Origin of the sequence: Buttiauxella cochleicola (assembly GCF_021282435.1) — a bacterium.
GTDB lineage: Bacteria > Pseudomonadota > Gammaproteobacteria > Enterobacterales > Enterobacteriaceae > Buttiauxella > Buttiauxella massiliensis.
In genome coordinates this window covers 89565-116499 of sequence record NZ_JAJSOT010000005.1, presented here as the reverse complement: position 1 = coordinate 116499, position 26935 = coordinate 89565, and the positions used below count along the sequence as shown (strand labels likewise).

Sequence of the window (26935 nt, the reverse complement as noted above, 5' to 3'; positions counted from 1 at the left end):
TGTTCAATCATAGCCTTTTAGCTATGAACTTAAAAGAAAGCGAAATGAAAATTGCGCTTTTCTCGTGAAGAATCGAGCGCATTCTACAAACTAGCTGCCAGCATCCTATTTTCACAGCTTCACGATGCGGCCTTTCTCGTAAGTTGGATTTTTAGGTAAGTCGCTAGCCCATCAATTCAATGCTCGCCTTCCACCCCGATCACAAAACCAAAAGTCCATTATTACTCTAAGGCTAATGATTGGTTCCCGAGCTTAATTGATGGTCTAACCAGTGAGGCGCACAATTTAACCAAGCTAAAGCAAATCAGAATGATTGGCTGAATCAGGAGGTTAAAATGACGGCTTTCCAAAAGCCAGCACGCCAGTGGAACACACGCCGCACTGAGAAACTGCGTCGTATGGCTTCCACCAACGTGCAGGGCAAGGTGCTTCCAACCGAAGATCTTGTTGATATGCTGGAAAAACTGATCGCTCCCGGCGATCGCGTGGTGCTTGAAGGCAATAACCAAAAACAGGCGGATTTCCTTTCCCGCATGTTGGCTGAAGTTAGCCCATCCAAAGTTCACGACCTGCATATGATTATGCCGAGCGTCGGGCGTAGCGAACACCTTGATATTTTTGAAAAAGGTATCGCCCGCAAGCTCGATTTCTCCTTCTCTGGCACCCAGAGCCTGCGTATTTCGCAACTGCTCGAAGACGGTCAGTTAGAGATTGGTGCCATTCATACCTACATCGAACTCTATTCCCGTTTGTATGTGGATCTCGCACCAAACGTGGCACTGATTGCCGGTTTTAAAGCTGACCGTAAAGGTAACTTGTATACCGGCGCCAGCACCGAAGACACGCCAGCACTGGTCGAAGCTGCTGCATTCCACGACGGTATTGTTATCGCTCAGGTTAACGAACTGGTTGATGACGAATGCGACCTGCCGCGCGTGGATATTCCCGGCTCGTGGATTGACTACGTGGTTGTGGCTGACAAACCGTTCTTTATCGAACCGCTGTTTACCCGCGACCCGCGTCTTATCAAGCAAGAACACATTCTGATGGCGATGATGGCGATTAAAGGCATCTATGCAGAACATCAGGTTCAATCGCTCAACCACGGTATCGGCTTTAACACTGCCGCCATTGAACTGCTGCTGCCAACCTACGGCGAACAGCTCGGTCTGAAAGGCAAAATCTGTAAACACTGGACGCTAAACCCGCACCCAACGCTTATCCCTGCTATCGAAAGCGGTTGGGTTGAAACTGTTCACTGCTTCGGTGGCGAACTGGGTATGGAAGAGTACGTGCGTGCTCGTCCGGACGTGTTCTTTACCGGTGCCGACGGTTCCATGCGCTCCAACCGTGCGTTCTGCCAGTTAGCAGGCCAGTACGCAGTCGATATGTTTATCGGTTCCACGTTACAGGTTGATGGCTACGCCAACTCCTCTACGGTGACTCGCGGTCGTCTTTCTGGTTTTGGCGGTGCGCCAAACATGGGCCATGACCCACATGGTCGTCGCCATGCAACGGCTGCCTGGCTTGCGATGCAGGCTCAACCAGACCTGATGCAGCGCGGCCGTAAGCTCGTTGTTCAGATGGTCGAAACCTTCCAGGCTGGTGTTAAGCCAACGTTCGTGGAAAAACTCGATGCGGTGGACGTGGCTAAATCCTCCGGTATGCCGCTGGCTCCGGTAATGATTTACGGCGACGACGTGACTCACGTGCTCACCGAAGAAGGCATCGCGTATCTGTATCGTGCTGAAAGCATGGAAGAACGCCGCGCGATGGTGGCATCCGTTGCGGGTATTACCGATATCGGTCTGGGCGTGGATGCGAAACGCGTTGCCGCACTGCGCCAAAGCGGCAAAGTGGTCTTCCCGGAAGATATGGGCATTCGTCGCACCGATGCGACCCGTTCACTGCTGGCAGCCAGCAGCGTGGCGGACTTAGTCGAATGGTCTGACGGTCTGTATAACCCACCTGCGAAATTCCGGAGCTGGTAATGAAACTACAGCCACAGATTGGGAGTGAAGGCAGCGCTGCATGGCTTGCAAGGGTTGCCACCCAAAGCTTGATCACAGAAGCACGCTTAAGCCCGAAACCTGGTCTTGTGGACAGTCGGGGAAGTGGTGCACATCACGACCTGACGTTGGAATTGATGGAGCGCTCTGCGCACAGCCTTTCCCCGACGTTTCATGCGCTGGCATTGCAAAGCTGGCAGCGCCCGGCAGATATCGCTCTGCGCCAACTCGTCGGCCGCTTAGGTCGTGAAGGTGAGGCGCAGATGATGATGGCTACAGGCGGAGTGAATACTCACCGGGGCGCTATCTGGGCGCTCGGTTTGTTGGTCTCTGCCGCCGCGATGCACGGCCTTGAAGGCAGCAGTGAAGAAATTGCGGCAAGTGCCGCAAAACTTGCCAGCCTGCCAGACAGTTCAGCACCAAAAGTTTTCAGTAAGGGGCTACTCGCAACACGGCGTTATCAGGTTCCCGGCGCTCGCGAAGAGGCGCAACTTGGCTTCCCGCACATCATGCAACTGGCTCTGCCGCAACTGCGCCGCAGTCGCCAGAACGGAGCAACGGAACCGCAGGCGCGGCTTGATGCACTGATGGCCATTATGACCTCGCTTAGCGATACCTGCGTGTTGTCTCGCGCCGGGCTTGAAGGGTTGGAAACCATGCAAAACGGCGCGCGTAGCGTACTGGTTGCTGGTGGTTCGGCAACATCTCAAGGCCGCGCGGCGCTCGCCTGGCTCGATAAAGAGATGCTGGCACTCAATGCCTCACCGGGTGGGGCCGCAGATTTGCTGGCCGCCACGCTGCTGATTGACCGCATCGCCTGCGATAACGCGACGATTACCCCATTACCGCAACATTCACACTTTTAAGAGGGTGTTATGGAACACATTACGTTGTCTTTTCCGGCAACTCGCACCGTTAGCGGCAAAGCGCTGGCGGGTGTAGTTGGCTCCGGTGATATGGAAGTTCTGTTTACCGCGACTCAGGGCGATACCCTGACCATCGCCATTACCACGTCTGTAGATAACAGCGAGCAACGCTGGCAGGCACTGTTTTCCCGTCTGGGCGAACTGACCAGCATTCCTGCGGGGCAGATGCAGATCCACGATTTTGGTGCGACGCCAGGCGTGGCACGCATTCGTATCGAACAAGTATTTGAAGGGGTGAGCCATGCGTAACGACAGCAGCTTTATCGAACTCAAAGCGCGTGAACGTGCGCGTTTGCTGCTTGATGACGGCAGCTTCCGCGAACTGCTTGACCCATTCGAAGGCATCGTTTCTCCGTGGTTGGAAGCGCAGGGCATCGTGGTGCAGTCCGACGACGGTATGGTTGTTGCCAAAGGCACCATCAACGGCGGCCCGGCAGTGGTGATCGCTATTGAAGGCGCTTTCCAGGGCGGCAGCATGGGCGAAGTCTCCGGCGCGAAAATGGCCGCAGCCCTTGAACTGGCAGCGGAAGATAACCGTAACGGCATCCCAACTCAGGCCGTTTTATGTCTCGAAACCGGCGGCGTGCGCTTACAGGAAGCAAACCTTGGCCTGGCAGCAATCGCTGATATTCACGCAGCGATCGTAGATTTGCGCCGTTACACGCCAGTTATTGGCGTCGTCGCAGGAACAGTTGGTTGCTTTGGCGGGATGTCTATCGCAGCCGCACTTTGCAGCCACTTAATCGTGACTCGCGAAGCGCGTCTGGGTCTGAATGGCCCGCAGGTTATCGAACAGGAAGCGGGTATCGACGAATACGATTCACGTAACCGTCCGTTTATCTGGAGCATGACCGGTGGCGAAGTTCGCTTTGAGAGCGGCCTGGTCGAAACGCTGGTGGGCGATGGCGTTAACGCGGTTAAAGAAGCGGTTAACGCGGCAATCGCGCAAGGTGTTCCTGCTGCGCATCGCACCGATAACTATGCGTGGTATCTCGAACGCCTGAGTAATTTCGATACTACGAAACAGGCTGATTCCGAACAGATTAAACAGCTTTTTGGGGAGAAACGCGCATGAGCCAGAAACTGAATCGCGCCGCCATTTGGTTGGACAAACTCACTGCTAACGCACCACGTATGGCTGGCCTGTGCGCTTCCGTTCAGGTTGCCGATGGCAGCGTTGATGGCAAAGCCGCCCGTTTTATCGCGGTCGTGCCAGACGAAAATAACCATTATCCACGCGCTAAAGGTGGGGAAGTGGGTCTGCTAGAAGGCTGGACACTGGCGAAAGTAATTAGCGAAACCATCGCAGAAGATGCTGAAAAATCAGAGAAACGCGCCATCGTGGCGGTGATCGACGTTCCGAGCCAGGCTTATGGCCGCCGCGAAGAAGCGTTCGGTATCCACCAGGCACTGGCCGGTGCGGCAGCGGCTTATGCCAATGCGCGTCTGGCGGGCCACCCGGTTGTGGGCCTGATTGTTGGCAAAGCGATGTCCGGTGCGTTTCTGGCACACGGCTACCAGGCAAACCGCCTGATTGCGTTCAACGATTCCGGCGTGATGATCCATGCGATGGGTAAAGAGTCCGCAGCGCGTATCACACTGCGTACCGTGGAAGCGCTGGAAAAACTGGCCGCCACCATCCCGCCGATGGCTTATGACATCAGCAACTACGAAACCCTGGGCCTGTTATCTGCATTGCTTGAAATTGCTCATCCGGAAGCACCGCAAAGCGACGATATGGACAAAGTAAATGCGGCACTGGTCACGGCTGTTCGTGAAGCGCGTACCGATAACACCCTGAAAAACAGACTGAATGCGAAAAATCGCCAAAGCTCGGCGCTGGTTCGCGAGCGTATGCGCGCAGCCTGGTAGTTGCGATAGAGTTTAAAAAGACAGACCTGCCAGACGGTAATAATGGGCACCGTTAGAGTGCCCAATAAAAATTAACCGCCTGAAAATAATAACCATCGCACCGGTGCTGGAATTCTTTTTTTAACTACAGGTGAAGTTATGACTTACGTAATTGTTCATGCTCTTGCGCCCATTTTTGTCATCATGCTGCTTGGCTTTTTCGCCGGTAAAGCGAAGATGGTCGATAACAAAAATGTTTCCCTGCTCAATATCTTTGTAATGGATTTCGCCCTGCCAGCCGCGCTGTTTAGCGCAACGGTTCAGACTCCGTGGGCAGGTATCGTCAAACAGTCACCGATGAGTGTCGTGTTGGTTCTGGCGATGTGGATTACCTACGCTGCGATTTATTTCCTGGCGACCAAAGTATTCAAAAAATCTCCGCAGGATGCGGCTGTACTGACATTGACCGTTGCGTTGCCAAACTATGCGGCGCTTGGCCTGCCAATTCTGGGCAGCGTTCTGGGCGAAGGTTCTGCAACCTCTCTTTCCGTTGCGGTTTCCATCGCCTGTGGTTCCGTGTTGATGACACCGTTCTGCCTGATGATTCTGGAGCGTGAAAAAGCGCGTGCAGCTGGCGAAGCAGTGGGTTCAACCCTCGCAATGCTGCCTGTTCTGATGTGGCGTTCGCTGAAAAAACCTATCGTTTGGGGCCCGCTGCTGGGTGTGATTTTGTCCGCGATTGGCATTCGTATGCCTGACCTGCTGCTGTCATCTATCAAACCATTGGGTATGTCTGCGACCGCTGCGGCGCTGTTCCTGACCGGTGTGATCCTTTCGGCTCGTAAGCTGAAAATCAACACCGTGGTTTGTGTCGCGACTGTGACCAAACTGCTGATTCAGCCGTTCATCGCCTGGGGTATCGTGCTGGCGTTGGGTCTGACTGGGCCGGTTGCTATCACCGCGATCCTGATGATTGCGCTATCTGCGGGCTTCTTCGGCGTGGTGTTCGGCAACCGTTTCGGCGTGCAGTCTCCGGATGCAGAAGCTGTCTTGCTGCTTAGCTCCGTGCTCTCTATCCTGTCGTTACCGCTGTTTATTTCTCTGACTTCAGGAATGTAAATCATGAACACACCACGCCCACACGACCTGCTCTGGTTAACCGATAGCGACGCGCTTGAAGGTGTGAGTGAAGAGTGGGTGGCAAGCCAGTGGCGGCTCGCGCTTCCAGTGGTGGTGCGGCGTGATGTGAATCGTGAAGGGCGCATTCCGGTCGGTGTTCGTGGAATGCGCCGCGACCAGCGGGCAGCCGGTTGGGTAAATGCCGCAAAGATTAAACGCGTCGTTTCCCCGGAATCACTGGCCTCCCGCGATCTCTTAGTCAAATCTCCGTTTGTTTCAATGCCGCCTGTTCAGGGGGCAATTCAACTCGCTTTGCGTGAATGGCCCTGGGTTTGGGGCATTACCGGCAGCGTCGGCTACGCGCTGGCGACCGAAGTCCCGGTACTTCATGCCGATAGCGATCTCGACTTAATCATCCGTTGCCCCGAACGGGCTACGCGTGAAGCGTTGCTGGAATGGCAGCAAGTTATCGGCCAGTTGTTGTGCCGCGCCGATACTCAAATCGAAACGCCCCACGGCGCTTTTGCGCTGGCGGAATGGCTACGCGACGGGCGCGTATTGCTGAAAACAAGCAGTGGGCCGCAGCTGGTGAGCGACCCGTGGGCAATAAAGGGATAAGCATGAAAATTCTCTTCACTTTCCCCGGACAGGGAACGCAACGTTTAGGTATGTTGCAGAAGTTACCGCAAGATGGTGACATCATGGCGCGTGTTCGCACCGTGTTAGGCGATGAAGCCGATACACTCGATACCGAAGATGCCCTGAAACATACCCGCGCCGTTCAACTTTGCCTGCTGATTGCTGGCGTGGCTTGCGCCGAAGAACTCAAGCGCAACGGCGTGCAGCCGGATATGGTCTGTGGTTTATCTATCGGCGCATTTCCGGCGGCGGTGGTGGCAGGGGTGTTAAGTTTTGAAGACGCGCTGCGTTTAGTGGCGTTGCGTGGCGATTTAATGGAGCAGGCGTATCCGCAAGGTTATGGTTTAACTGCCATTACTGGCTTGCAACTCAACCAGGTTGAGCGGCTGGTGGAAGGTAGCGGAACATACATCGCCAATATTAACGCTGAGCAGCAAATCGTGATTGCCGGACGTAACGAAGAGATGGCTGCCGTGGCGCAAAAAGCGCTGGCATCTGGCGCGCAGAAAGCCAAACAGCTGGCGGTTAGCGTGCCATCGCACTGTGAATTACTGGCTGAACCTGCACTAAAACTGCAACAGGCGTTTGCCGATATAACGCTGAATCGCCCGCATTGTACGTATCTTAGCGGCAGCACTGCTCGCGTGGCCTGGCAGCCAGAACAGATTGCCGAAGATTTAGCACTGAACATGTCGCGCACCGTGCGCTGGCGTGATGCGATGATTGCCGCTAACGAACGCGATGTGCGTCTGGCGATTGAAATGCCGCCGGGCAGCGTACTGACTGGACTCACGCGGCAGGCATTCCGTGAAGGCGAAATGGTCTGCGCGGAAAACAACAGCGTTGGGGTACTTCAACGTCTCACCGAACGGGCTAAAGCAGCGCGTTAGGCGTATCAATAAACGAACGGGCGTACATGCGGCCTTCGGCCGCAAGTGCCAGCAAGTTTGGATCGTGTTCGCGATTGCGGGCAAAGACAATCGCAATGGATTGCTGCATTTGATAAGGCTCGGCGAGCTTCAGCAGTTGCACTGAGTTTTCATACACTTTCTTCATTCTCCCCGGCATTAATGCCAGTCCCACACCTGCCTGTACCAGACTGATCATCGAGAAAATATCGTTCACGCGCGTCACAATCTCAGGCTCAAAACCTGCAATGTGAAACGCTTCCTGGAACCCGTTATAGGTCGCAAACCCTTCGGCTAACGAAACAAACTTCTCACTATGATAATCACGAAGATCGGCAAGTTTGCTGGTATCGAGAGGGAAAGTACTGGAGGCGGCGAGGAAAATATCATCCTGAAATAACGGCAGCACTTCGAGGCGGTTACGGTCGATTTCGCTTTCCGAAATCGAAATCAGAATTGCATCCAGCACGCTATCTTCGAGCATGTTTAACAGCATCTGATTGGAACCCATGGTGAGATCCATCTCAAGTTCAGGGCGGCGCAATTTCATTCCCATGATCAGGCGCGGTACGGTTTCGAGAGTCAGCGAATAGAGCGTGCCGATGCGTAACCGACCTTGACCAACACCAGCCGCCTGGCGCGTTTCTGCAATACCACGCGCCATTAACGCTACGGCTTCTTTACTGTATTCCAGTAGGGTTAACGCCGCGGGTAGTGGTACCAGATTGCGGCCTTTATGGATGAACAGCGGGCAGCGCACGCCTTCTTCAAGCGTGTGAAGCGCACGATGGACGCTGACGCCGCTGATCCCCAGCGCCTCAGCAGTACGGGCAATATTTCCCTTTTCCATAAACACCATGAATATTTCGAGTTTTCGGAAGGTGATTTCTGCGTCTATTTTCATTGATGGCCTGAATACTGCACTGCGGCAAGTTCCTGGAAAAAAGTGGGGTTAGTCTGAATAACGGCCAGCACCTTCGCAGCAAGTCCGGTTGGGTTACGTCTTCCTGACTCCCAGCTTTTGATGGTATCAACGCTAGTACCCAGCGCCTTGGCCATCTCGCTTTGTGAAACATTCAACTGTTCCCTGATTGCCTTTACATCAGCATTCTCATAGCGGGTGACACGGGCGGGAGTCTGAACGCCGTTTTTAATGTCGACCGCTTCTTCAAGGGACGCTTTCAGGTCGTCAAAAAAGCTCATATCACACCTCGTTTTTCAGTATTTTCGTCAATTCCTTGAGATCTGCTTTTTCCGCATCAGTCAGGTTTTCTTTAGTACTTTTCGGGTAGGCCATCACCAGATAGACAACCTCTTTGGTTGCGAGAAAATAAATGACTCTGGCGCATGGCTCAACGGGGGGACTTTCCTTGTCTGGGGATAGAGTATATCACGAGGGGTACTATGTACACTTGTGAGGCACTAAGAAATGTATTCTACGAATTTCTGCCAACTCCCCTAACGCTATCGCACTACTTTGCGCAGAGCCTCGCAATAAGTAATTTTATCGTTAAAAAATAGGTGGTTGTGAAAATAATGGGCAGAAGGGGATAGTTGAGAAAGCGCATTCGCTAAAATTGAAGATACCCGATTAGCTTCGCGCGCGAGAGCATCCAGCGAAAAGCCTTTCTTATGCAGCGAAGCAATAATTTCGGCTTTATGCCAGTCGGAAGATATCTAAAAATGAATGGTTCAAATTACAGGGACACTTTGATTTCAAGTGCAGCAAGGATTGCGGCTTCCATTTTCTCTGGGGTGGTGAAAGGTGCAAAGCGCTTGAGCGGTTTGCCATCGCGTCCGATCAGGAACTTAGTGAAGTTCCACTTGATTCGCCCACCCAGCACACCGGGCAATTCATCCTTCAGGTAACGAAACACCGGGTGCGTTGCTGCACCGTTGACCTCTACTTTCTCGAACATCGGGAAGCTCACGCCGTAGTTGATGTGACAGGTCTGCGCGATTTCGTCGGCGTTGCCGGGTTCCTGCTTACCGAACTGGTTGCAGGGGAAACCAAGCACCACCAGACCCTGGGCGGCGTACTTCTTGTAGAGCGCTTCAAGGCCTGCGTATTGTGGCGTGAAGCCACAATGGCTGGCGGTATTAATCACCAGCACCAACTTGCCAGCATAGTCGGCCATAGAGATGGGCTGGCCACGCAGACTGGTGGCAGTAAGTTGATGAAAGGTGGTCATATCGGAATCCTCAGAACACAATCAGTTTGACGTTAGCATTGCCACGTTGCGTGTAGTAAATACGCGTTCTTCGTTTCATGGCTACGCCCCCCTTGTTTAAGGATAGCGTTGCATCGACCCGCTGAACTTACAGGACTTAAGCGACAGTCACCCTCTGATTATGCCCGTACTACCAAATCCATCAAAAGAACTATAAATCCTTCTCCCACTATTCCCTGGATAACGCTATTCACTAAAGCCAATGAATTAGGGGAAACACCGGGATTTGGTTCCCGGAGGGACGCCAAACCCGGTGGTCGCCCCGGGTATCTCAGTCTTAACCTAACTCCGGTCTTAAGCTAAGCCCAACCAACTCCCTATCCCACACTCATAAGTCTTTCCAATATTTCCCGCAAAACGCCCCTCATATCACAATTTTGCTCAAAAACTATCACTGTCACCAATAGATTCGACCTCTTTAATCCGTGACTGTAATCACATTAAGCCAGCGAATTATCATGAATCGGCCGCTTTTTGTGGCGCATATCACTCTTGCCTCCGGGATTTCCACTTCCAAGTGGAAAACAACTCGCTACAAACCTTTAACCCTCGCCGATACCTTAGAGCCATATCAGTAAACGAGGTATGCAGTGTGAATAACGGAGCGGTAAAGGTTAATGACGCCGGAAGTACCGACGCCACACAACTTACGGAGCAAGTGTTGGCATTTATCAGGACGCTGCTGGAAGGCCGAAACATTACGCCAAACGCAGTTCAGGAACAGATGCTGACATCCCACGTTCGCGCCATGGCGCACCGGTCACTGACCGGCGAACCATTGCCAGAAGTTGAAGAAAGCCTGTTTGAGGAAATTTCTGATGACTCTCTGGAAATGGCAAAAGCAGTGGTGGAGCAATTTGGCAATTTACCGATTGAAGAAGCGTGGTTGTTGTCAGTGCATTTCGAAGTCGCGAAAGACAATCTTTGAATAATCAGGAGATTCAAATGGAACAAATTACCGTAGTGATCGGCGACCGCCTGGGTAAAGGCCAAAAAGTGGCAGCAGGGATTGAGAAAGCAGGCGGCCGTGCCGTGGTTATTCCTGGTGTTGCCGCTGATATGAAACTGGGCGACGTGATGAAAGCAGAAAACGCCACTTTTGGTATCTCTTTCTGCGGCAGTGGCGGTGCGGGCGCTATCACCGCGCAAACTAAACACGGCTACAAAGCCAAGTACGGCATGCGTTCAGTGGATGAAGGCGTGACGGCAATCAACGAAGGCAACAACGTGTTGGGCTTCGGTTTTATGGATAAAGAAGAGCTGGGCGAGCGTCTGGTGCAAGCTTGGGCCAAGAAGTACGGTCAGTGAGTATGAAAGAACACTTCTCCGAAACGGTGAGAGTGAAAGGTCGTGGCGACACTAAAGCCAAGGCCTTTGCTGATGCTCTGAACCATGTTCAGGGCTCGGTTATGAAGTCATCTCCCCACATTTTACTGCGTATTGAGCCACAGGATGTGCAGGTTGTTCAGGCGCGAGTGCAGGTCAAGAAAGAGGCTTTTTTGTTCTTCTTTCTGAAACGTGAAAAACAGATGTTCAGCGTGGAGCTGGATGTTTCAGTCAGTGTGACGGCCATCAATATGGACAAAGTAGACTTCATCCCCCAATAAAATCACACAGAAAGGACAGACAGATGTTCTTAATTATATTAATAAAATCGCTAATCATCGGCGGTCTGGTTGGCGTTGGAGTGGGCGCCGGGGCTGCACGTATGTTTCATGCGCCGACCACGCAAGGTATGGGTGCTTTTCGTACTCTGGGCGAGCTGAACTCCTGCGAAGGCGACCCGGCTTCACACTTCTCATTTGGTTTAGGTTTCTTCTTCAACGCCTGGGCATCGTCCGTTGCGGCGGGTGCTTTTACTCAGGACGTTGACCACCGAATCATCCCACACTGGGGTGCCGCCGCGTTGATGATGAAAAATCGTAATGTGGCAGAGACCCTGCACGACCCGCGCAAAATGGCTGTCGCGTGCGGCATCATCGGCATGATTGTAGTGGCCTTCCTTAACACCACCGCGTCTGCCGTTCCCGCTGCACTACAGGTTACCGCAGTAAAAGTGCTGGTCCCTGCGGCGAACTTGCTGGTGACCATCATCATGCCAGTGATTTTCTGGCTGGCGGCGATTGATGCCGGTAAAAAATCAGGCTTCTGGGCCACGATTTTCGGTGGCTGTGCGCAATTGATTATGGGCAACGCCGTACCTGGTCTGGTGCTTGGCATCCTGATTGGTAAAGGCGTGGAAGAGAGCGGCTGGAACCACGTCACTAAAGTGATGATGGTGGCGATTATCGCGCTGTTTGTGCTGAGTGGCTTCTTCCGTGGCTTCGATATGAAGATGATCGAATCCTTCCATCTGACCGTGCCGGACTGGCTCAGTCTGATCCATAACTCGATGAGCGGAAAATAAGGGGGCCTGTGATGGAAACGAATAAAGGTTTTTGGTACGCCGACTGGTCATTCCCGATTTTCGTTGGCCTGCTTTCTTCCGGCGTGTTCGCCGGGACACACATGTATTACCTCTACGGCATTGGCGCATTTAACGAAGTGGCGTTTGTTTCCATGCTGCGTGCCGGAATCGACACCGGCGTGTATGGCGCAGTCGCCGCATTTGGTGCCAGCTTCCTGTTTGCCCGCATCATTGAAGGTTCGCTGGTCGGGATTCTGGATATCGGCGGTGCGATTCAAACCGGCGTAGGTCTTGGCGTTCCGGCGCTGTTACTTGGCGCGGGCATTATCTTCCCTGTCGCGAACTTTGCGGCATCGCTGGTGACAGGGCTGGTGATTGGCCTGGCGATTGGATATGTGATTATTCTGGCGCGTAAATTCACCGTCAACCAGAGCAACTCAACCTACGGGGCAGACGTCATGATGGGGGCGGGTAACGCATCCGGCCGCTTCCTTGGCCCGTTGATTATCCTGAGCGCAATGACCGCTTCTATTCCGATTGGTATCGGATCCTTGATTGGTTCTTTGCTGTTTTATCTGTGGAACAAGCCGATTACCGGTGGCGCGATTCTTGGCGCAATGCTGTTTGGGGCATTCTTCCCGATTGCTTTGTAGAACTTTTTGGCGGATGGCGCGTGCCATCCGCCAGCGAGGAAAAATCATGTACGACTTAATCCTGCGCAACGCGTGTCTGGTGGATGACACCGTTATCGACATCGCGCTGAAAGATGGAAAAATTGCCGCACTTGGCGAGGTCACCGGTGAGGCGCAAGAAGAGCGCCAGCTCAATGGCGAATATTATGTCAGCGCAGGCTGGATTGATTCCCACGTCCACTGTTACCAAAAATCCCCCATCTATCACGATGACCCGGACAGCATCGGCATTAATACAGGCGTGACGACCGTTGTTGATGCCGGGAGCACAGGCGCTGACGATATCGACGAGTTTTACGAGCTAACTCGCAAAGCGACGACGGATGTTTACGCGTTACTGAACATCTCTCGCGTCGGGCTGATTGCGCAGAATGAGCTGTCGGATATGACGAATATCGACAAAATCGCCGCACGTGATGCGGTGAAACGCCATCCTGGTTTTATCGTTGGCATCAAAGCGCGCATGAGCAGCAGCGTAGTCGGCATGAACGGCATTAAACCGCTGGAGCGCGCGAAAGAAATCCAGCGCGAAAACGGTAACTTACCGCTGATGGTACACATCGGTAATAACCCGCCTGACCTTGATGAAATTGCCGATTTGCTGACAAGCGGTGACATCATTACCCACTGCTACAACGGCAAACCGAACCGCATTTTGACATCTGCCGGTGAATTGCGGGCATCAATTTCAAGCGCCATTCAGCGTGGCGTGCGTCTTGATGTGGGCCACGGTTCCGCCAGTTTCAGCTTCGAAGTGGCGAAAATCGCCATCAGCAAAGGGATTCTGCCACACACCATCAGCTCCGATATTTACTGCCGCAACCGCATTAACGGCCCGGTGCATAGCCTCGGCGTGGTGATGTCCAAATTCCTCTCCATTGGCATGTCGCTGCCACAAGTGATTGATTGCGTTACCGCGCATGCCGCGCAAGGTTTACGCCTGACGAATAAAGGGCGCTTGTCCGTTGGCCTTGATGGCGACCTGACGATTTTTGCCCAACGCCGCCAGCCGACGGTATTTACCGATTCCGAAAATCAGACGCTCCAGGGCGAACAACTGCTGGTGGCACTTGCCGCCGTTCGCGCCGGGAAATGGTTTACGACCGAACAAGGGAAACAAGAACATGTCTTCGATTTATGAGAAATATAATTTAAAACAAGTCATTAATGCCTCTGGCCGCATGACGGCACTCGGTGTTTCTACCCCGCGCCCGGAAGTGGTTGAAGCCGTGACTAACGGTATGAATCATTACTTTGAGATGAAAGACCTGGTGAACAAAACCGGGGAGTACATCGCCAGGCTGCTGGATGTTGAAGCCGCAACAGTAGTGTCATGCGCATCTGCGGGTATCGCGCAATCTGTGGCGGCAGTACTTGTGAAGGACAACGCCTGGCTGATTGAAAACCTGCACGGCACGCCACTTGAGAACAACGAAATTGTGTTGCCGAAGGGCCACAACGTGAACTTCGGTGCGCCGGTGGGTACGATGGTTTATCTCGGTGGTGGCAAAGTGGTGGAAGCCGGTTATGCCAACGAATGTTCTGCCGAACAATTAGCTGCTGCCATCTCCCCACGCACTGCCGCAATTTTGTATATCAAATCGCATCACTCGGTTCAGAAAAGCATGCTTAGCGTAGAGCAGGCTGCTGTCGTGGCGCGCAAACATAACCTGCCGCTGATTGTTGATGCAGCAGCGGAAGAAGATTTGCAGTGCTACTACCGCGCAGGTGCGGACCTGGTGATTTACAGCGGCGCAAAAGCCATTGAAGGGCCAACCAGCGGCCTGGTGATTGGTAAAGCGCAGTACGTTGAGTGGGTGAAGCTGCAAACAGGTGGCATTGGCCGCGCCATGAAAGTAGGCAAAGAAGGTATTCTTGGCCTGACCTGCGCCATCGAACACTATTTAACGGCAGCCAAAGAAAGCGGCGCGCAGATGGTCGAAAAAATGACGCCGTTTATTGAGAGCCTCAACACCCTTGATGGCGTGAGTGCACGTGTAGTGTGGGATGCCGCTGGGCGTGATATTGCGCGTACCGAGATAAAGTTCGATGAAGCGGCGATTGGCACCAGTACCGTCGAGTTAGTGAGCGCGTTAAAGCAGGGCGAGTACGCGATTTTCTTCCGGGGTTACAAAGCCAACGAAGGGATTATCGAAGCCGATGTGCGCAGCGTCAGCCCACAACAGCTAGAGATTATTTATCACTGCATTAACGCACTGGTAAGCAAGGAGAAGCAGGCATGAAACTGACCCCGAATTTTTATCGTGACCGTGTATGCCTGAATGTGCTGGCGGGTTCGAAAGAGAACGCGAAAGAGATTTATGACGCTGCAGAAGGCCATGTTCTGGTGGGCGTGCTTTCTAAAAATTACCCTGATGTAGCAACTGCCGTAGCGGATATGCGTGAATATGCGGCATTGATCGAAAATGCGCTTTCTGTTGGCCTTGGCGCAGGTGACCCAAACCAGTCGGCAATGGTGAGTGAAATCTCCCGCCAGGTGCAACCGCAGCACGTAAACCAGGTGTTTACCGGCGTGGGTGCAAGTCGTGCGTTGCTTGGGCAAAATGAAAGCGTGGTCAATGGCCTGGTTTCTCCAACGGGAATGGTCGGGATGGTAAAAATTTCCACCGGCCCACTGAGTTCAGCTTCTTCTGACGGTATTGTGCCGGTAGATACCGCTATCGCGTTGCTCAAAGATATGGGCGGCAGCTCAATCAAATATTTCCCGATGGGTGGCCTGAAATACCGTGATGAGTTCCATGCGGTGGCACTGGCTTGTGCAAAACACGATTTCTGGCTGGAACCGACTGGCGGGATCGATCTTGAGAACTACGAAGAAATCCTGAAGATCGCACTGGATACGGGAGTGAGTAAGATCATTCCGCATATTTACAGCTCAATTATTGATAAAGCGAGCGGTAATACACGTCCGGAAGATGTGCGTACTTTGCTGGATATGACGAAGAAGTTGGTTGGCTAAAACCTGATAACCATGAGGATCATCAATGCCCGCAACACAAACGCAATTCGCCTGGGTCGGTACCTACAACCCAAATGGTGAAGGGATTTACCGTTTTCATGTCGATGCCGAAACCGGTGCGCTGACCCGCAAAACGCTGGTCAGTGAACTGCCGAATGCCGCGCAGCTCACCGCCTCGAAAGAGGGTAAAACGCTGTATGTGGCAAGCGAAACTGAAAATGGCGTGATTGCAGCGTTGCGTGTTGGGGATGATGGCAATCTTACTGAACTGAATCAGGTTTCATCGGGCGGTGCTGGGGCGGTCTATCTCACGCTTACGCCGGACGAGCGGCATTTGCTGGTGGCGAATTACGGCAGCGGTTCCGTTGCCGTATTACCAGTCAAGGGCGATGGCAGCCTGGGCCAGGCCACGGATATTCAACAGGATGTAGGGCCCGCGGGCGCCAAAAAACCAGAAGCTGCCGTGGAAGGCAGTTTTGCGGCCAGCGGCCACAGTGGCCCGCATGCACATATGATCGCCGCCGATCCCAGTGGTAAATTCATCTTTACCACCGATCTTGGACTCGATCGGATCTATCAATATCGTTTCGATAAAACCCACGGCAAACTCACGCCAAACGATCCTCCCTATATTGACGCCTCATCGCAAGGTGCAGGGCCACGTCATTTTGTATTCACGCCAAAGGGTGATGGCTTATGGTTGATCAACGAAGAATCTTCTACGCTTACCCACTACCAACTTGATGTAGCCAAAGGAACACTAACCGAGGGCGAGAGTATTTCCTCGCTACCTAAGGGGTTCAAGGGCACCAGCTTTGCGTCAGGACTGGTGTTGAGCAAAGACGGGAAACAGCTATATGTGGCGAACCGTTTGCATAACAGTATTGGGCATTTTAGCTTGAACCCGAATGGCAGGCTGGAACTTGTGGAGCACGTCTGGACGCGGGGTGATTACCCGCGCACGCTAACGCTCGGCCATAATGAAAAGTATCTGTACGTGATGAATCAGCGCAGCGATAACATCGCGCGTTTTAGCGTGGCGCAGCCGACTGGAAAACTGAATTTTGTTGAGGATTACATTGCGGTTGGCAGCCCGTCACAGATGGTTTTGACAGGTGCTGCGCCCGATTAACGAAAGGAAACGGCAGTGAGATTCCCAAACCAACGTCTGGCCCAACTGTTTGAAATGCTGCAAAACGAGACGCTGCTCCAGGATGAACTGGCGCGGCGATTATCCGTTTCTACTCGCACCGTGCGCGCGGATATTACCGCTTTAAATGCGCTGATGGTCGGGCATGGCGCGCAGTTTGTCCTCAATCGCGGAGCGGGTTATCAGCTCAATATTGCAGACCCGGCGCTGTATGAAGAACTCCAGCAGCAGCCTTCACGCCAACTGCGTATTCCCCGTAATTCCCCGGAGCGTGTGCACTATTTAGTGGTGCGTTTTCTGACGTCTGCCTTCTCATTAAAACTCGAAGATCTGGCCGAAGAGTGGTTTGTTAGCCGTGCGACATTGCAAAGCGATATGGCTGAAGTTCGTGATTGGCTGGCCCGCTACAACTTGACGATTGAAACCCGCCCGCGCCACGGCATGAAGCTGTTTGGCAGTGAAATGTCGGTACGTGCCTGTCTGACCGATCTGCTTTGGAAACTCACGCAGGAAGATTGCGAAAATCCACTGCTGACTGAAGAAGTGCTCAATGCAGGCGTACCAGAACAACTGGCGGCAGAACTGCACAATTGTTTTACGCGCTGCCGTATCCGCCTGACTGACGAAGGTGAACAGTTTATCCGTTTATACTGCGCCGTTGCGGTTCGCCGTATCAGTGAGGGTTACCCACTGCCGGAATTTAGCGCCGATAATGTAGACGAAGCGGTGCGCGAAGCTGCAAAACAAATCACCGTACTGCTACAGGCGCTTGCCGGTAAAGCGCTTTCCGAAGCGGAAGAACAATGGCTGCAAGTTCATATTGCCTCGCGCCAGGTGCAAGAGGTGGCGGCGAGCGCTATCAGTGCTGACGACGATGAAGCGCTGGTGAATTACATTCTGAGCTTTATCAACAACAACTATAACTACAACCTACTGACCGATAAGCAGCTACATGCTGATTTGCTCACGCATATCAAAACTATGATTACCCGTGTGCGCTATCAGATAAATATTCCTAATCCCCTGTTAGGCAATATTAAACAACACTATCCGATGGCTTATGACATGACGCTTGCGGCGGTGTCGAGCTGGGGGAAATACACGCCATATGTCATCAGCGAAAACGAAATTGGTTTCCTGGTGCTGCATATTGGGGTGGGACTTGAGCGGCACTACAACATTGGTTATCAGCGCCATCCGCGCGTGCTGCTGGTTTGCGATACCGGGAACTCCACGGTACGGATGATTCAGGCGATGCTGCTGCGTAAATACCCTCAAATTGAGGTCACGCGGATCATTTCCCTGCGCGATTATGAACAGCTCGACGACGTGGAAGAGGATTTTGTTATTTCCACGGCGCGCATTAGCGATAAACAAAAGCCCACTGTGGTGGTGGCCCCTTTCCCGACAGAGTACCAACTTGAACAGTTGGGAAAACTGGTGCTGGTGGACCGCACACGCCCATACATGCTGGAAAAATTCTTTGATGCCAGCCATTTCCGGGTCGTTGATGAGCCGATGACTCAGCAGGAGTTGTTCAGCACGCTATGCCAGCAGCTTGAGGGCGAAGGCTATGTTGCTGCTGATTTTTATCCGTCGGTGGTCGAGCGCGAGGCTATTGTCAGCACTGTGTTGGGTGAGGGGATTGCACTGCCTCACTCATTGGGGCTGATGGCGAACAAAACCGTGGTGTACACCGTGCTTGCACCACAAGGTATTCGCTGGGGAGATGAGACGGCACATGTCATCTTCTTGCTTGCTATCAGTAAAAGCGAGTACGAAGAAGCGATGGCGATTTACGATCTGTTTGTCACGTTTCTGCGTGAAAGGGCGATGCCGCGTTTGCGCGATAGTAAGAATTTTGAGGAGTTTAAAGCGGTGGCAATGGATTGTTTGAGTCGGTTTTAGGGGGAGTAGCCTCTCCCACAGGGCTGTCTCTTAGTCACAACTCACCCGGGCATTTTGTCAGGGTGAGATCTTTGAGCCTCGTTGATTTTCCGTTCACCCGAGCGTTCAGTTATCTCTTTCATTCCTGCAAACGGTGAACGTGCCAGTGGGATAACGACATCCCCCTGGCGACCCCGTCGCCCGGTGATTAAATTGCCGCTGCGGCGATTGATTTGCCGGGAGTCCGGGTTCTTAGGGTGGCGACGGCGGCCACCCTAAGACGTTCACCGGTACAGTGGCTATATGAAACACGGAACATCGGGTGAACGGAACTGTCTCGCGACTCACACAGATATGACCAAGAGACAGCTTCCGTGGAGGATTACTTCAGCATCGTAAACGCAGTCGTCACATGCTTCACACCGCTGACGCGACTGGCAATATCTGCCGCAGCTTTGGCTTCTCTGTCAGTGACTAAACCTAACAGGAACACTTCGCCGTTCTCGGTGGTGACTTTCACATTTGTCGATTTTACCTGATCGCTTGCCAGCAACTGCGAGCGCACTTTGGTCGTTATCCAGGTATCGTTAGACGCCGTTCCCAGGCCAATTGGCGCCATGTTACGGATTTCGTTATACACCTCTGTGGTGCCATCAACGCCTAACGCAATCTGTTTGGCACGCGATGAGAGTTCGGAATTAGGCGACTGCCCAACCAACAGCACTTTGCCCTGATACGCACTCACGTTGATACGCGTTTCTTTCTTAATTTGCTCGTCTTTGCCAAGTGCGCTATTTACGCGCAATTCCAGCGTACCATCGTCAACCTGAGTACCGACTGAACGCGGATCTGTCGCCGTTTTAGTGGCGACTGCTGCGGTACCCACTACTGCGGCAGCAACACAACCTTGTAGAAGTAGCGCAGTAATAAGGACTGCAAGTGGCTTATATGCCTTCATCTGTACTCCTTAATCGTCCTGGTGAGGGAATAACGTATTATCAATCAGATCGCATAAGCAGTTTACCGTCAGCATATGCATTTCCTGAATGCGCGCGCTGCGGTGAGAAGGGATGCGAATTTCCACATCCTGTGGCCCTAATAGCCCGGCCAATTCCCCGCCATCGTAACCAGTTAGTGCAACAATCGTCATATCGCGCGTTACGGCGGCTTCTACCGCTTTGACGATATCACGACTGTTTCCGCGGGTCGAAATGGCGAGTAAAACATCACCGGTTTGACCGAGCGCACGTACTTGTTTGGCATACACTTCTTCGTGTAAACGATCATTTGCAATCGCGGTTAAGACCACATTATCAGCATTAAGTGCAATGGCAGGTAAACTCGGTCGCTCAGTTTCAAAGCGGTTGATCATACTGGCGGCAAAATGTTGGGCGTTGGCCGCAGACGTGCCGTTGCCACAGCAAAGGATTTTATTGCCGTTAAGCAGAGACTGAACCAGTGTCATTGCTGCACGGGAGATAGCATCTGGCAGAGCTTCCGCTGCGGCAATCTGGGTTTGAATACTTTCCGTGAAGCAGACTTTGATTCTTTCGAGCACGTTAGTTTACCTGGTTACTTTAAACATCTGCGGTGAACGCGTTGGTTAACCACTCTATTTCATTGCCGGTGAAGGCTAACACATCGAAACGGCAATCCACAGTATCAAAACTTCCTGATGTGCGGGCTAACCAATACGAAGCAGTGTGTAATAATTTTTGTTGCTTACGGCGAGTGATGCTTGCGGCTGCATCACCGAAGTGGTTTGAGCGGCGATATCGCACTTCTACGAAGACGATAACGCTGCCGTGTTTCATGATGAGGTCGATTTCGCCGCCACGAGAATGGACGTTTGCGGCGATGAAACGCAGTCCATTGCGTTCAAGAAAGCGGCGCGCCTCTAATTCGTAGCGCGCGCCAGCTTGTTGACGGGTCAGGATGCCGGAACGATTTGACCTTGACTGAATTGCAGCCAATTTAACTTCCTGTTAATGACGCAATCCTGGGTTGCAGAAAGCGTGCCGGTATTGCCATTCACCTGATAGCCAGGGACCTGGCGGATTTGAGAGAAGTGATTTGCCAGTGACCACGCGTCCACGCCCATGGCGTAAAGACGTGCCAGTGAGTAATCGTTATTCACGCTACCAAGCGCTTGCTGCATCAGCGATGGGTTGTTGCCGGCAAGCATCGGGATTTCACTGAACTGCAAACCTTCCATTTCCAGACGGAAATCCGGGCCACTTACACCCTGAGAGCTACGCGAACTGGCATACAGTTGCGCTGGGCTGCGGCTACCAGTACGCATGGCGATCATTGGTTTGATCAATGCGACTTCGTCAGACGTTGCAACGATGTAGGCTGCATCTACGCCACCGGATGTACCACCCGTAATTTGTGCCTCTGTTGGTGGAGCAGGAATTGTCAGCCCACCAATGGTCACGGCTTCCGGTTGAGCAACTGCGGCGTTAACCGGAGTGCCGCTCAGCGCGATACCTGAACCGCTATTAATCCCTTGTTTTAGCTCAGCCGTTGAACCGAACTTCTGCTGTAGTACTGTGCCACCACCGAGTTTCAACCATTCATCGGCAAAAGCTTTAGTGACGCGATCGCCAAGGGCGCTACGCGGAACCAACAACAGCGGAGCACGATGGCCTTGCTGCCAGATATGATCGGCTGCATCACGCGCTTCGTCTTCTGGCGACAGGGCGAAATAGCAGATATTTGCACGGTTCTGCACGTTTTCTGGTTGGTTAAGCGCCAGGATATTCAACGGGGAAGTTGTTGTTGCTAACTGATCGACGTTGTTTTTAAGCAATGGGCCGACAACTATCGTTGCACCATCTTGCTGGGCCTGAGCGAGTATCTGAGCCAGCGGTTGTGTGGTGGTGTCGTAGACTTTAACTTCCGCAGACGGATTGGCAGGAGCTGCTGCAGCTGCAGCTGGCTGTGTTTGTGGAGCCGTTTGAGGGGCCGGAGCTGCTGGCGTTGCGTCAGGCTGTTGAGTTAAATCATCAACTGATGCCGCCGCCGGGCTTGCGACCATATTTGGATCTGCGGGTTTCGGCAATGCGGCCTGAGTGGTGTCAACAGGCTGCCCGTTGGTATCAGCAACCTGCGCCGGAGCCGTAGTTTGTGCGACTGGTGCGGAGCCCATATTTTTCGCCGCTTCAAAACCTTGCTGGATAGTGCGACCAAATACAGCGGCCTGGCCACTTAATGGCAGCAACAGTGCGATTTTCTCAGTAGAGGCAGGTTTGTAATTCTGCATATTGCTGAGTTGAGCTGGCAGCGTTTTCGCACCTGGGTTTTGCGGGTAACGCGTTTGCCAGTCTTTAATACCGGCTTTCAGCATTTCGGGATCGTTACGGTTGTCGTTCCAGACGCGTTGCAGATCCAGCCAGCCTTGCAGCGTGTTTTCGTCGGCATTAATGACTAGCGAATTCATCTGCTCCGGTGTCATCTGAGACAGTGCCTGCCATGTACCGTCGATATTTTTCTGATGAGCAGGGCCGGTCAACATAGGTTCTTGTGCAATATACGCGCGCAGCAGTTCAAGCGACGGGCGGTTCTGGCTTGCGTCGATAACCGCCTGGTAGTAGCGAGTTTGCTGGTTTTTATTGAGTGTAGAAAGCTCGATTTTGCTCAGGCGCGTGTTGGCGTCAGCAAAATCCTTCTGGGCAACTTTCACCTCGACTGCCAGTAACTTCTGCTCACGCACTTGTTCTTCATTCATCTCTTTTGGCAGTTGATTGTAGAGATCAACGGCTTGCTGAGTTTTGCCTTCTTTTAACAGCGCATGAATGGCGAGTAATTGCCAGGTGGTCTTGCTATCATCGCTACTTTGCTGCATTTGTTGCAGGTAATACGCTGAATCAGCAGTCGCCTCGCCCTGAATATGGGCAGCAGACTGGTCTGGTGCTTTAGTTGTACAGCCGGCGAATATTAGCGCGGCCAACATAACAGGCAGACAACGCCCGGCTTTAGAACGAATAAATTTAGACGGTACCATTCTGTATCCAGTGTAATTTTTATCTCAGTGTTCAATATTAAATCGGCAATACGGATGAAACAATGAAACAACTCGAAACGGCGGCTATTTCTGCCAGCACGCTCTACATCGTTCCGACACCCATCGGTAACCTCGGCGATATCACACAGCGGGCATTAGCCGTGTTGCAAAGCGTTGACCTGATTGCCGCCGAAGATACTCGCCATACCGGTTTGCTGCTGCAACATTTTGCGATTAATGCGCGGATGTTCGCATTGCATGATCATAACGAGCAACAAAAAGCAGAAACCCTGCTGGCAAAACTGCAAGAAGGGCAAAGCATCGCGCTTGTGTCTGATGCAGGAACGCCATTAATTAACGATCCTGGTTACCATCTGGTGCGTGCCTGCCGCGAAGCGGGTATTCGCGTGGTGCCGCTGCCAGGCCCGTGTGCCGCGATTGCTGCATTAAGTGCTGCTGGTTTGCCTTCTGACCGTTTCTGCTACGAAGGTTTTCTTCCTGCAAAGTCCAAAGGCCGTCGTGATGCACTAAAAGCCATTGAGCAAGAACCCCGTACGCTCATCTTCTATGAGTCTACGCATCGCCTGCTCGATAGTTTAGACGATATATGCGCTGTGCTTGGTGAATCACGCTATGTGGTGCTGGCGCGAGAGCTGACGAAAACCTGGGAATCGATTCACGGCGCACCGATTGGTGAGCTGGCTGCCTGGGTTAAAGAAGACGAAAACCGCCGTAAAGGCGAGATGGTGTTGATTGTCGAAGGCTTCAAAGCCCCTGTCGATGACGCGCTGCCAGCCGATGCGCTGCGCACGCTGGCACTCCTGCAAACGGAACTACCACTGAAAAAGGCTGCAGCACTGGCGGCTGAAATTCACGGCGTGAAGAAAAATGCGCTGTATAAATATGCTTTAGAAAACAGCGAGAAATAGTGTTTTCCGAGCATGCTCGCACTCTTTCATTACAGGTATCGCTATTGTTAGTGTGGTTTAAATAAGCGATGGTAGTTTGCTCATACTTTAGTCTGTTCAGGATGAGCAAATTATGCCGGTGTTGTATCAGGGATATTCAAATTACCCTATCAGCTATAGCCCTTCCGCTCTTGAGCGAGCATTTGATGTGTCCGGCACTACCGATATTCTTGGTGTGCCTGCATTGATTGTGCTGCGAAAAGATAAAACGGCTGCGGCAATTGTTTATGCAGAACCCTCACAGGAAGAAAATGGTGAATTGCGCCATCTTGTCGCCGCTAAACTGGATTTGATTCCGCGTAAAAGCACGAACCAGAATGAATCTATTCTGGCGGTTAAGCGCTATTGGGAATCTAAAGCAGTTTTGCAGGTTGAGGGTGTTGTGGTTGATAGATCTGTGCAAGATACCCGAGTAGCGACAACGCTTTATGAGCATTTGATCGTTGAAAAGGGACCGATCCTGATGAGCGATCATGATCAATATATTGGCGGTCAGAATATCTGGAAACGCATCGCCAGGGTGTCTAAAAAAATTGATGTATTTATCCTTGATACGGAAAGCGGGCGTTTTTACCCTTATGACGGTGAACGCACCCGTTACGACTGTGAAAGTATTCCCGAGTCAGAAATCTGGAGTCTTGCTCCCGATGAATCCCGCCGAGGTATAGTGCTGGTGGCTGAACGAGCGGCTGAATGAATTTCCCAAGTCGGGTAATACGACGATTACCCGACTTGGAAAGAGGTTTGCTTAAATCTTCAATCTGCTTGGGCAGGATTGATCCTTAATTTTCAAGTTCTTGTGTGAAGCGTGTACTGTCGTACAGGCAATGAACGTTTTGATGCATCCATAAGAAGGAAGATGGAGTCTGACAACTCACCTTTTTTTCCAGCAATTTTGAAAATGCAGACTGTTTCCCTTCGCCTGCGACCAGAAATAAGATTTCGCGAGCCGCCATTATCTCTCGTAATCCTAATGTTATTCCACGCTCAACTGGCTGCTCTGAATCTTTAATCATTGCATGTTGGCGGGTATGTTCATCGAGCACGGTAATATGGCAAGCCGGTTCTAATGAATCACCTGGCTCATTGAGCCCCAAATGGCCATTTTTACCCAGCCCCAGTACACACAAATCAATCCCACCATTCTGGGTAATCAATTCGATAACGCGCTGACACTCCTTATCATCGACATTCTGTGAACGAAACGAGATGAAACGTTCGGGGGCGATATTTAGCGGCTGGATGATATGGGTTTGTAAGAATGTCTCGCAAGTGCCATTGGTATTGAGCGGGATATTGAGCCATTCATCCAACTTAACAAACGTAATCTGGCTGATATCAATATTGCGTTGCTTCACTTTACTGACAAACATTGAATAAGTGAGCAGCGGTGTACCGCCGGTCGCGAGGCAAATTGTCGCCTGCGGATTCTGTGTTATCGCTCTGATTAGGCACTCGCTTGCCTTTTCGCTGAGCGCTTGATAATCAGCGCAACGATGGAAAGCCATTGCGTCCATTTGATGCTCCCTCTGTCATTAGTGCCATTACGAGCGTGCGTCGCACGCTCTGTGAGGTTACAAAATTCCCGCAGCCGAAGCCGCAATAGAAAGAATAAATGTCACTCCAATCAGTAACACTGGGTGCGCTCTTTTCACGCGCAGAAAGTAGTACATCAGCAGGGTGTAGCCCATTGGCAAAATATTGGGGAATATTTTGTCGAAGAAATCCTGCTGCAAATGGACGCTATGAGTGGCATCGATAGCGAAAGCGGTCACTACGTTAATATGCACATAAGAGGCAATTAACCCGCCGATAACAGTAATCCCCAAAATGGTGGCGGAGTTGGCTATCATCTGCGAGTTTTCTCGCACTTTATCAATGGCTTTTACCCCCACCGAATAGCCGATGTGCGTCCAGCCGACACGCAGGAAAAAGATAGCCAGATAGACAATGAAAAATAGAATCGGGCCAAGAATGTTGCCCTGGCTGGCGAAAGAAGAGCAAATCCCCGCCATAATAGGGAGTAAGGTAAACCAGAAAACGGCGTCGCCAATCCCGGCAATAGGGCCAAAAAGTGCAACCTTCAACCCTTTAATGGTGCTACGGTTTTCCCCCTTTTCCTCCATCGAAATGAGTAACCCCATCAAAAAGCCAACGAAGTTTGGGTGGGTGTTGATAAATTCCAGGTTGTCCTTCATGGCGGCACTGAGGCCTTCTTTGTCATCCCGATAGATTTTTTTCAGCAACGGAAGCATGGCCCAGGTAAAACCGCCTGCCTGCATTCTTTCGTAGTTGAAACTCGCTTGTAGCAAAGAAGAGCGAAAACCTAAGCGGGTGATGTCTTTTTTAGTAATTTCAGATTCCATTGCTGTAATCCTCTTCTTCAGGAGTTTTCATTTCTTGTTGTAATTCAGATTGTTTTTTGGCTTTGGCGCTGAAGAATTCATAGATGGCAAAGCCTGCACCCAGTACCGCAACAGGGAGCAAATTGCTTACCTGGATGTAGCAAACAAACAGGAAACCGGCGATCAGGTAAGGGATGTATTTGGCTTTAAACATCACGCGCAACAGGAGACCAAAACCGACAGCCGGTAGTATTCCGCCAGCGACTTCGAAACCGTGGGTCAACCAGACGGGCATTGACTTAACCAGCGATTGCATCGCGCCCTGGGCAAGATAGGTACATAAAAAAGCAATCACGGCGTATGAGCTTGCGACAATCAATGTTGTCGTCCAGTTTAGACGTGAGAATGCAGCAGTATTACCGTCTCTGGCATGTTTATCCGCTTTCGACATAAAAAGTGAGAATGCGGAATAGAAAAATAGAATGACATACTGCATGAGTAGGCTGAATGGCAGGCCCAGGCCGATTGCAGTTTTGGCGTCAACACCGGTAGAAAATGCAATTACTGTCGTCATTAACCCCGCCATGATGGGGTTCGGAGGTTGCACACCGCCTGCAGGCGTGAGGCCCGCAAATGCCAGTTCAGTTAAACCGCCAGTAATCAGGCCAATATGGATATCACCAAGAATCGCGCCCGTTAAAGTACAGACGATTATTGGCCGGAATAAAAAAAGTGCTTCCAGCCAAAAATCTATCCCTAAGAAGAAAACTAAGGCTGCAAGCGATAGCCCTTGTATTAATGTTATTTCATGCATTTA

General features: G+C 52.0%; 31 protein-coding genes and 1 pseudogene. 20 read left to right on the top strand and 12 right to left on the bottom strand.

Annotated elements, in window-relative coordinates; all coding sequences use genetic code 11:
• Positions 1 to 335 precede the first annotated feature (335 nt).
• The 8 genes from mdcA (at position 336) to mdcH (ending at position 7434) form a co-directional block, all read left to right on the top strand.
• Positions 336 to 1991 (top strand): malonate decarboxylase subunit alpha, encoded by a 1656-nt coding sequence (gene mdcA / locus LVQ77_RS13335; protein WP_232865659.1) that lies wholly within the window; start codon positions 336 to 338, stop codon positions 1989 to 1991.
• Positions 1991 to 2875, top strand: coding sequence for a triphosphoribosyl-dephospho-CoA synthase (locus LVQ77_RS13330; protein ID WP_232904658.1), 885 nt, complete (start codon positions 1991 to 1993; stop codon positions 2873 to 2875). Before mdcA ends, LVQ77_RS13330 begins: the two co-directional genes overlap by 1 nt.
• A 9-nt stretch (positions 2876 to 2884) precedes the next feature.
• A complete protein-coding gene (mdcC, locus tag LVQ77_RS13325; RefSeq protein WP_232865657.1) occupies positions 2885 to 3184 on the top strand; it encodes a malonate decarboxylase acyl carrier protein in 300 nt (99 codons plus the stop codon).
• The gene (locus LVQ77_RS13320) at positions 3177 to 4010 is read left to right on the top strand and encodes a biotin-independent malonate decarboxylase subunit beta (protein WP_151994025.1); all 834 of its coding nucleotides are present in this window, start codon (positions 3177 to 3179) and stop codon (positions 4008 to 4010) included. Before mdcC ends, LVQ77_RS13320 begins: the two co-directional genes overlap by 8 nt.
• Positions 4007 to 4807, top strand: coding sequence for a biotin-independent malonate decarboxylase subunit gamma (mdcE, locus tag LVQ77_RS13315; protein WP_232904657.1), 801 nt, complete (start codon positions 4007 to 4009; stop codon positions 4805 to 4807). The genes LVQ77_RS13320 and mdcE overlap by 4 nt, the downstream gene beginning before the upstream one ends.
• A gap of 138 nt (positions 4808 to 4945) precedes the next feature.
• Entirely contained in the window at positions 4946 to 5905 is a 960-nt protein-coding gene (locus LVQ77_RS13310) for an AEC family transporter (RefSeq protein ID WP_154152092.1), read from the top strand.
• A complete protein-coding gene (locus LVQ77_RS13305; protein ID WP_232904765.1) occupies positions 5906 to 6523 on the top strand; it encodes a malonate decarboxylase holo-ACP synthase in 618 nt (205 codons plus the stop codon).
• Between the two features lie 2 nt (positions 6524 to 6525).
• Entirely contained in the window at positions 6526 to 7434 is a 909-nt protein-coding gene (gene mdcH, locus LVQ77_RS13300; RefSeq protein WP_232904656.1) for a malonate decarboxylase subunit epsilon, read from the top strand.
• On the opposite strand, the gene LVQ77_RS13295 is transcribed toward mdcH, so the two are convergent.
• The 5 genes and pseudogenes from LVQ77_RS13295 to LVQ77_RS13280 all read right to left on the bottom strand — a co-directional run bounded on the left by LVQ77_RS13295 (position 7418) and on the right by LVQ77_RS13280 (position 9644).
• Complete coding sequence (locus LVQ77_RS13295; protein ID WP_232865654.1) at positions 7418 to 8356, bottom strand: LysR family transcriptional regulator; 939 nt, start codon at positions 8354 to 8356, stop codon at positions 7418 to 7420. The genes mdcH and LVQ77_RS13295 overlap by 17 nt on opposite strands.
• A complete protein-coding gene (gene nadS / locus LVQ77_RS13290; protein WP_232904655.1) occupies positions 8353 to 8655 on the bottom strand; it encodes a NadS family protein in 303 nt (100 codons plus the stop codon). The genes LVQ77_RS13295 and nadS overlap by 4 nt, the downstream gene beginning before the upstream one ends.
• 1 nt (position 8656) lies before the next feature.
• Positions 8657 to 8794, bottom strand: a pseudogene (locus LVQ77_RS22480) (type II toxin-antitoxin system RelE/ParE family toxin); the annotation flags it as partial.
• Positions 8795 to 8916: 122 nt separating this feature from the next.
• Positions 8917 to 9129, bottom strand: coding sequence for a helix-turn-helix domain-containing protein (locus LVQ77_RS22375; protein WP_370645045.1), 213 nt, complete (start codon positions 9127 to 9129; stop codon positions 8917 to 8919).
• Between the two features lie 20 nt (positions 9130 to 9149).
• On the bottom strand, positions 9150 to 9644 hold the full coding sequence (locus tag LVQ77_RS13280; protein WP_232865649.1) for a glutathione peroxidase: 495 nt from the start codon (positions 9642 to 9644) through the stop codon (positions 9150 to 9152).
• Between the two features lie 631 nt (positions 9645 to 10275).
• On the opposite strand from LVQ77_RS13280, the gene LVQ77_RS13275 reads away from it, so the two are divergent.
• Genes LVQ77_RS13275 through LVQ77_RS13230 form a run of 10 tightly spaced genes read left to right on the top strand, consistent with a single transcriptional unit; the run spans position 10276 to position 18820 of the window.
• Entirely contained in the window at positions 10276 to 10611 is a 336-nt protein-coding gene (locus LVQ77_RS13275) for a glycine dehydrogenase (protein ID WP_232865648.1), read from the top strand.
• Between the two features lie 17 nt (positions 10612 to 10628).
• Complete coding sequence (locus tag LVQ77_RS13270) at positions 10629 to 10991, top strand: SFCGS family glycine-rich protein (RefSeq protein ID WP_034492950.1); 363 nt, start codon at positions 10629 to 10631, stop codon at positions 10989 to 10991.
• Between the two features lie 2 nt (positions 10992 to 10993).
• The gene (locus LVQ77_RS13265) at positions 10994 to 11290 is read left to right on the top strand and encodes a DUF4312 family protein (protein WP_151994016.1); all 297 of its coding nucleotides are present in this window, start codon (positions 10994 to 10996) and stop codon (positions 11288 to 11290) included.
• A 23-nt stretch (positions 11291 to 11313) separates the two neighbouring features.
• Positions 11314 to 12090: a DUF4311 domain-containing protein gene (locus tag LVQ77_RS13260; RefSeq protein WP_064515860.1), complete on the top strand. Its 777-nt coding sequence runs from the start codon at positions 11314 to 11316 to the stop codon at positions 12088 to 12090.
• A gap of 11 nt (positions 12091 to 12101) precedes the next feature.
• Positions 12102 to 12743 (top strand): DUF4310 family protein, encoded by a 642-nt coding sequence (locus LVQ77_RS13255; protein ID WP_064515863.1) that lies wholly within the window; start codon positions 12102 to 12104, stop codon positions 12741 to 12743.
• Positions 12744 to 12789: 46 nt separating this feature from the next.
• On the top strand, positions 12790 to 13923 hold the full coding sequence (locus LVQ77_RS13250; RefSeq protein ID WP_232904654.1) for an amidohydrolase/deacetylase family metallohydrolase: 1134 nt from the start codon (positions 12790 to 12792) through the stop codon (positions 13921 to 13923).
• Positions 13907 to 15025, top strand: coding sequence for a DgaE family pyridoxal phosphate-dependent ammonia lyase (locus tag LVQ77_RS13245; protein WP_232904653.1), 1119 nt, complete (start codon positions 13907 to 13909; stop codon positions 15023 to 15025). The genes LVQ77_RS13250 and LVQ77_RS13245 overlap by 17 nt, the downstream gene beginning before the upstream one ends.
• Positions 15022 to 15762, top strand: coding sequence for a 2-dehydro-3-deoxy-phosphogluconate aldolase (gene dagF / locus LVQ77_RS13240; RefSeq protein WP_232865645.1), 741 nt, complete (start codon positions 15022 to 15024; stop codon positions 15760 to 15762). Before LVQ77_RS13245 ends, dagF begins: the two co-directional genes overlap by 4 nt.
• Before the next feature lie 25 nt (positions 15763 to 15787).
• The gene (locus LVQ77_RS13235) at positions 15788 to 16894 is read left to right on the top strand and encodes a lactonase family protein (protein WP_232904652.1); all 1107 of its coding nucleotides are present in this window, start codon (positions 15788 to 15790) and stop codon (positions 16892 to 16894) included.
• Between the two features lie 15 nt (positions 16895 to 16909).
• A complete protein-coding gene (locus LVQ77_RS13230) occupies positions 16910 to 18820 on the top strand; it encodes a BglG family transcription antiterminator (protein ID WP_232904651.1) in 1911 nt (636 codons plus the stop codon).
• 361 nt (positions 18821 to 19181) lie between these two features.
• Here LVQ77_RS13230 and dolP read toward each other — a convergent pair whose 3' ends face one another.
• The 4 genes from dolP to LVQ77_RS13210 are packed head-to-tail and all read right to left on the bottom strand — an operon-like array spanning position 19182 to position 22805.
• Positions 19182 to 19757, bottom strand: a complete 576-nt coding sequence (gene dolP / locus LVQ77_RS13225; RefSeq protein WP_151994010.1) for a division/outer membrane stress-associated lipid-binding lipoprotein — start codon at positions 19755 to 19757, stop codon at positions 19182 to 19184.
• 9 nt (positions 19758 to 19766) lie between these two features.
• A complete protein-coding gene (diaA, locus tag LVQ77_RS13220) occupies positions 19767 to 20357 on the bottom strand; it encodes a DnaA initiator-associating protein DiaA (protein WP_034461282.1) in 591 nt (196 codons plus the stop codon).
• A 19-nt stretch (positions 20358 to 20376) separates the two neighbouring features.
• Positions 20377 to 20772 carry a YraN family protein gene (locus tag LVQ77_RS13215; protein WP_064515874.1) on the bottom strand — a complete coding sequence of 132 codons (396 nt, stop codon included), beginning with the start codon at positions 20770 to 20772 and terminating at the stop codon, positions 20377 to 20379.
• On the bottom strand, positions 20730 to 22805 hold the full coding sequence (locus LVQ77_RS13210; protein WP_232904650.1) for a penicillin-binding protein activator: 2076 nt from the start codon (positions 22803 to 22805) through the stop codon (positions 20730 to 20732). The genes LVQ77_RS13215 and LVQ77_RS13210 overlap by 43 nt, the downstream gene beginning before the upstream one ends.
• Positions 22806 to 22867: 62 nt before the next feature.
• Here LVQ77_RS13210 and rsmI point away from each other — a divergent pair, with 62 nt between their 5' ends.
• Complete coding sequence (gene rsmI, locus LVQ77_RS13205) at positions 22868 to 23734, top strand: 16S rRNA (cytidine(1402)-2'-O)-methyltransferase (RefSeq protein WP_064515879.1); 867 nt, start codon at positions 22868 to 22870, stop codon at positions 23732 to 23734.
• Between the two features lie 112 nt (positions 23735 to 23846).
• Positions 23847 to 24470 (top strand): hypothetical protein, encoded by a 624-nt coding sequence (locus LVQ77_RS13200; protein ID WP_232904649.1) that lies wholly within the window; start codon positions 23847 to 23849, stop codon positions 24468 to 24470.
• 85 nt (positions 24471 to 24555) lie between these two features.
• Here the strand turns inward: LVQ77_RS13200 and LVQ77_RS13195 are convergent, their stop codons facing one another.
• From LVQ77_RS13195 to agaC, 3 genes are read right to left on the bottom strand one after another with little or no spacing between them, the layout of a single operon-like run.
• Complete coding sequence (locus LVQ77_RS13195) at positions 24556 to 25290, bottom strand: galactosamine-6-phosphate isomerase (RefSeq protein ID WP_232904648.1); 735 nt, start codon at positions 25288 to 25290, stop codon at positions 24556 to 24558.
• Between the two features lie 57 nt (positions 25291 to 25347).
• Positions 25348 to 26139, bottom strand: coding sequence for a PTS galactosamine transporter subunit IID (gene agaD / locus LVQ77_RS13190; RefSeq protein WP_064540490.1), 792 nt, complete (start codon positions 26137 to 26139; stop codon positions 25348 to 25350).
• The gene (agaC, locus tag LVQ77_RS13185) at positions 26129 to 26932 is read right to left on the bottom strand and encodes a PTS galactosamine transporter subunit IIC (RefSeq protein WP_232865638.1); all 804 of its coding nucleotides are present in this window, start codon (positions 26930 to 26932) and stop codon (positions 26129 to 26131) included. Before agaC ends, agaD begins: the two co-directional genes overlap by 11 nt.
• Positions 26933 to 26935: the final 3 nt, after the last annotated feature.

What these genes read in the sequence shown, in the direction of transcription:
- mdcA (WP_232865659.1), top strand. Translation starts at nt 336, where the DNA reads ATGACGGCTTTCCAAAAGCCAGCACGCCAGTGGAACACACGCCGCACT.
- LVQ77_RS13330 (WP_232904658.1), top strand. Translation starts at nt 1,991, where the DNA reads ATGAAACTACAGCCACAGATTGGGAGTGAAGGCAGCGCTGCATGGCTT.
- mdcC (WP_232865657.1), top strand. Translation starts at nt 2,885, where the DNA reads ATGGAACACATTACGTTGTCTTTTCCGGCAACTCGCACCGTTAGCGGC.
- LVQ77_RS13320 (WP_151994025.1), top strand. Translation starts at nt 3,177, where the DNA reads ATGCGTAACGACAGCAGCTTTATCGAACTCAAAGCGCGTGAACGTGCG.
- mdcE (WP_232904657.1), top strand. Translation starts at nt 4,007, where the DNA reads ATGAGCCAGAAACTGAATCGCGCCGCCATTTGGTTGGACAAACTCACT.
- LVQ77_RS13310 (WP_154152092.1), top strand. Translation starts at nt 4,946, where the DNA reads ATGACTTACGTAATTGTTCATGCTCTTGCGCCCATTTTTGTCATCATG.
- mdcH (WP_232904656.1), top strand. Translation starts at nt 6,526, where the DNA reads ATGAAAATTCTCTTCACTTTCCCCGGACAGGGAACGCAACGTTTAGGT.
- LVQ77_RS13295 (WP_232865654.1), bottom strand. Translation starts at nt 8,356, where the DNA reads ATGAAAATAGACGCAGAAATCACCTTCCGAAAACTCGAAATATTCATG.
- nadS (WP_232904655.1), bottom strand. Translation starts at nt 8,655, where the DNA reads ATGAGCTTTTTTGACGACCTGAAAGCGTCCCTTGAAGAAGCGGTCGAC.
- LVQ77_RS13280 (WP_232865649.1), bottom strand. Translation starts at nt 9,644, where the DNA reads ATGACCACCTTTCATCAACTTACTGCCACCAGTCTGCGTGGCCAGCCC.
- LVQ77_RS13270 (WP_034492950.1), top strand. Translation starts at nt 10,629, where the DNA reads ATGGAACAAATTACCGTAGTGATCGGCGACCGCCTGGGTAAAGGCCAA.
- LVQ77_RS13265 (WP_151994016.1), top strand. Translation starts at nt 10,994, where the DNA reads ATGAAAGAACACTTCTCCGAAACGGTGAGAGTGAAAGGTCGTGGCGAC.
- LVQ77_RS13260 (WP_064515860.1), top strand. Translation starts at nt 11,314, where the DNA reads ATGTTCTTAATTATATTAATAAAATCGCTAATCATCGGCGGTCTGGTT.
- LVQ77_RS13255 (WP_064515863.1), top strand. Translation starts at nt 12,102, where the DNA reads ATGGAAACGAATAAAGGTTTTTGGTACGCCGACTGGTCATTCCCGATT.
- LVQ77_RS13250 (WP_232904654.1), top strand. Translation starts at nt 12,790, where the DNA reads ATGTACGACTTAATCCTGCGCAACGCGTGTCTGGTGGATGACACCGTT.
- LVQ77_RS13245 (WP_232904653.1), top strand. Translation starts at nt 13,907, where the DNA reads ATGTCTTCGATTTATGAGAAATATAATTTAAAACAAGTCATTAATGCC.
- dagF (WP_232865645.1), top strand. Translation starts at nt 15,022, where the DNA reads ATGAAACTGACCCCGAATTTTTATCGTGACCGTGTATGCCTGAATGTG.
- LVQ77_RS13235 (WP_232904652.1), top strand. Translation starts at nt 15,788, where the DNA reads ATGCCCGCAACACAAACGCAATTCGCCTGGGTCGGTACCTACAACCCA.
- dolP (WP_151994010.1), bottom strand. Translation starts at nt 19,757, where the DNA reads ATGAAGGCATATAAGCCACTTGCAGTCCTTATTACTGCGCTACTTCTA.
- LVQ77_RS13210 (WP_232904650.1), bottom strand. Translation starts at nt 22,805, where the DNA reads ATGGTACCGTCTAAATTTATTCGTTCTAAAGCCGGGCGTTGTCTGCCT.
- rsmI (WP_064515879.1), top strand. Translation starts at nt 22,868, where the DNA reads ATGAAACAACTCGAAACGGCGGCTATTTCTGCCAGCACGCTCTACATC.
- LVQ77_RS13200 (WP_232904649.1), top strand. Translation starts at nt 23,847, where the DNA reads ATGCCGGTGTTGTATCAGGGATATTCAAATTACCCTATCAGCTATAGC.
- LVQ77_RS13195 (WP_232904648.1), bottom strand. Translation starts at nt 25,290, where the DNA reads ATGGACGCAATGGCTTTCCATCGTTGCGCTGATTATCAAGCGCTCAGC.
- agaD (WP_064540490.1), bottom strand. Translation starts at nt 26,139, where the DNA reads ATGGAATCTGAAATTACTAAAAAAGACATCACCCGCTTAGGTTTTCGC.
- agaC (WP_232865638.1), bottom strand. Translation starts at nt 26,932, where the DNA reads ATGCATGAAATAACATTAATACAAGGGCTATCGCTTGCAGCCTTAGTT.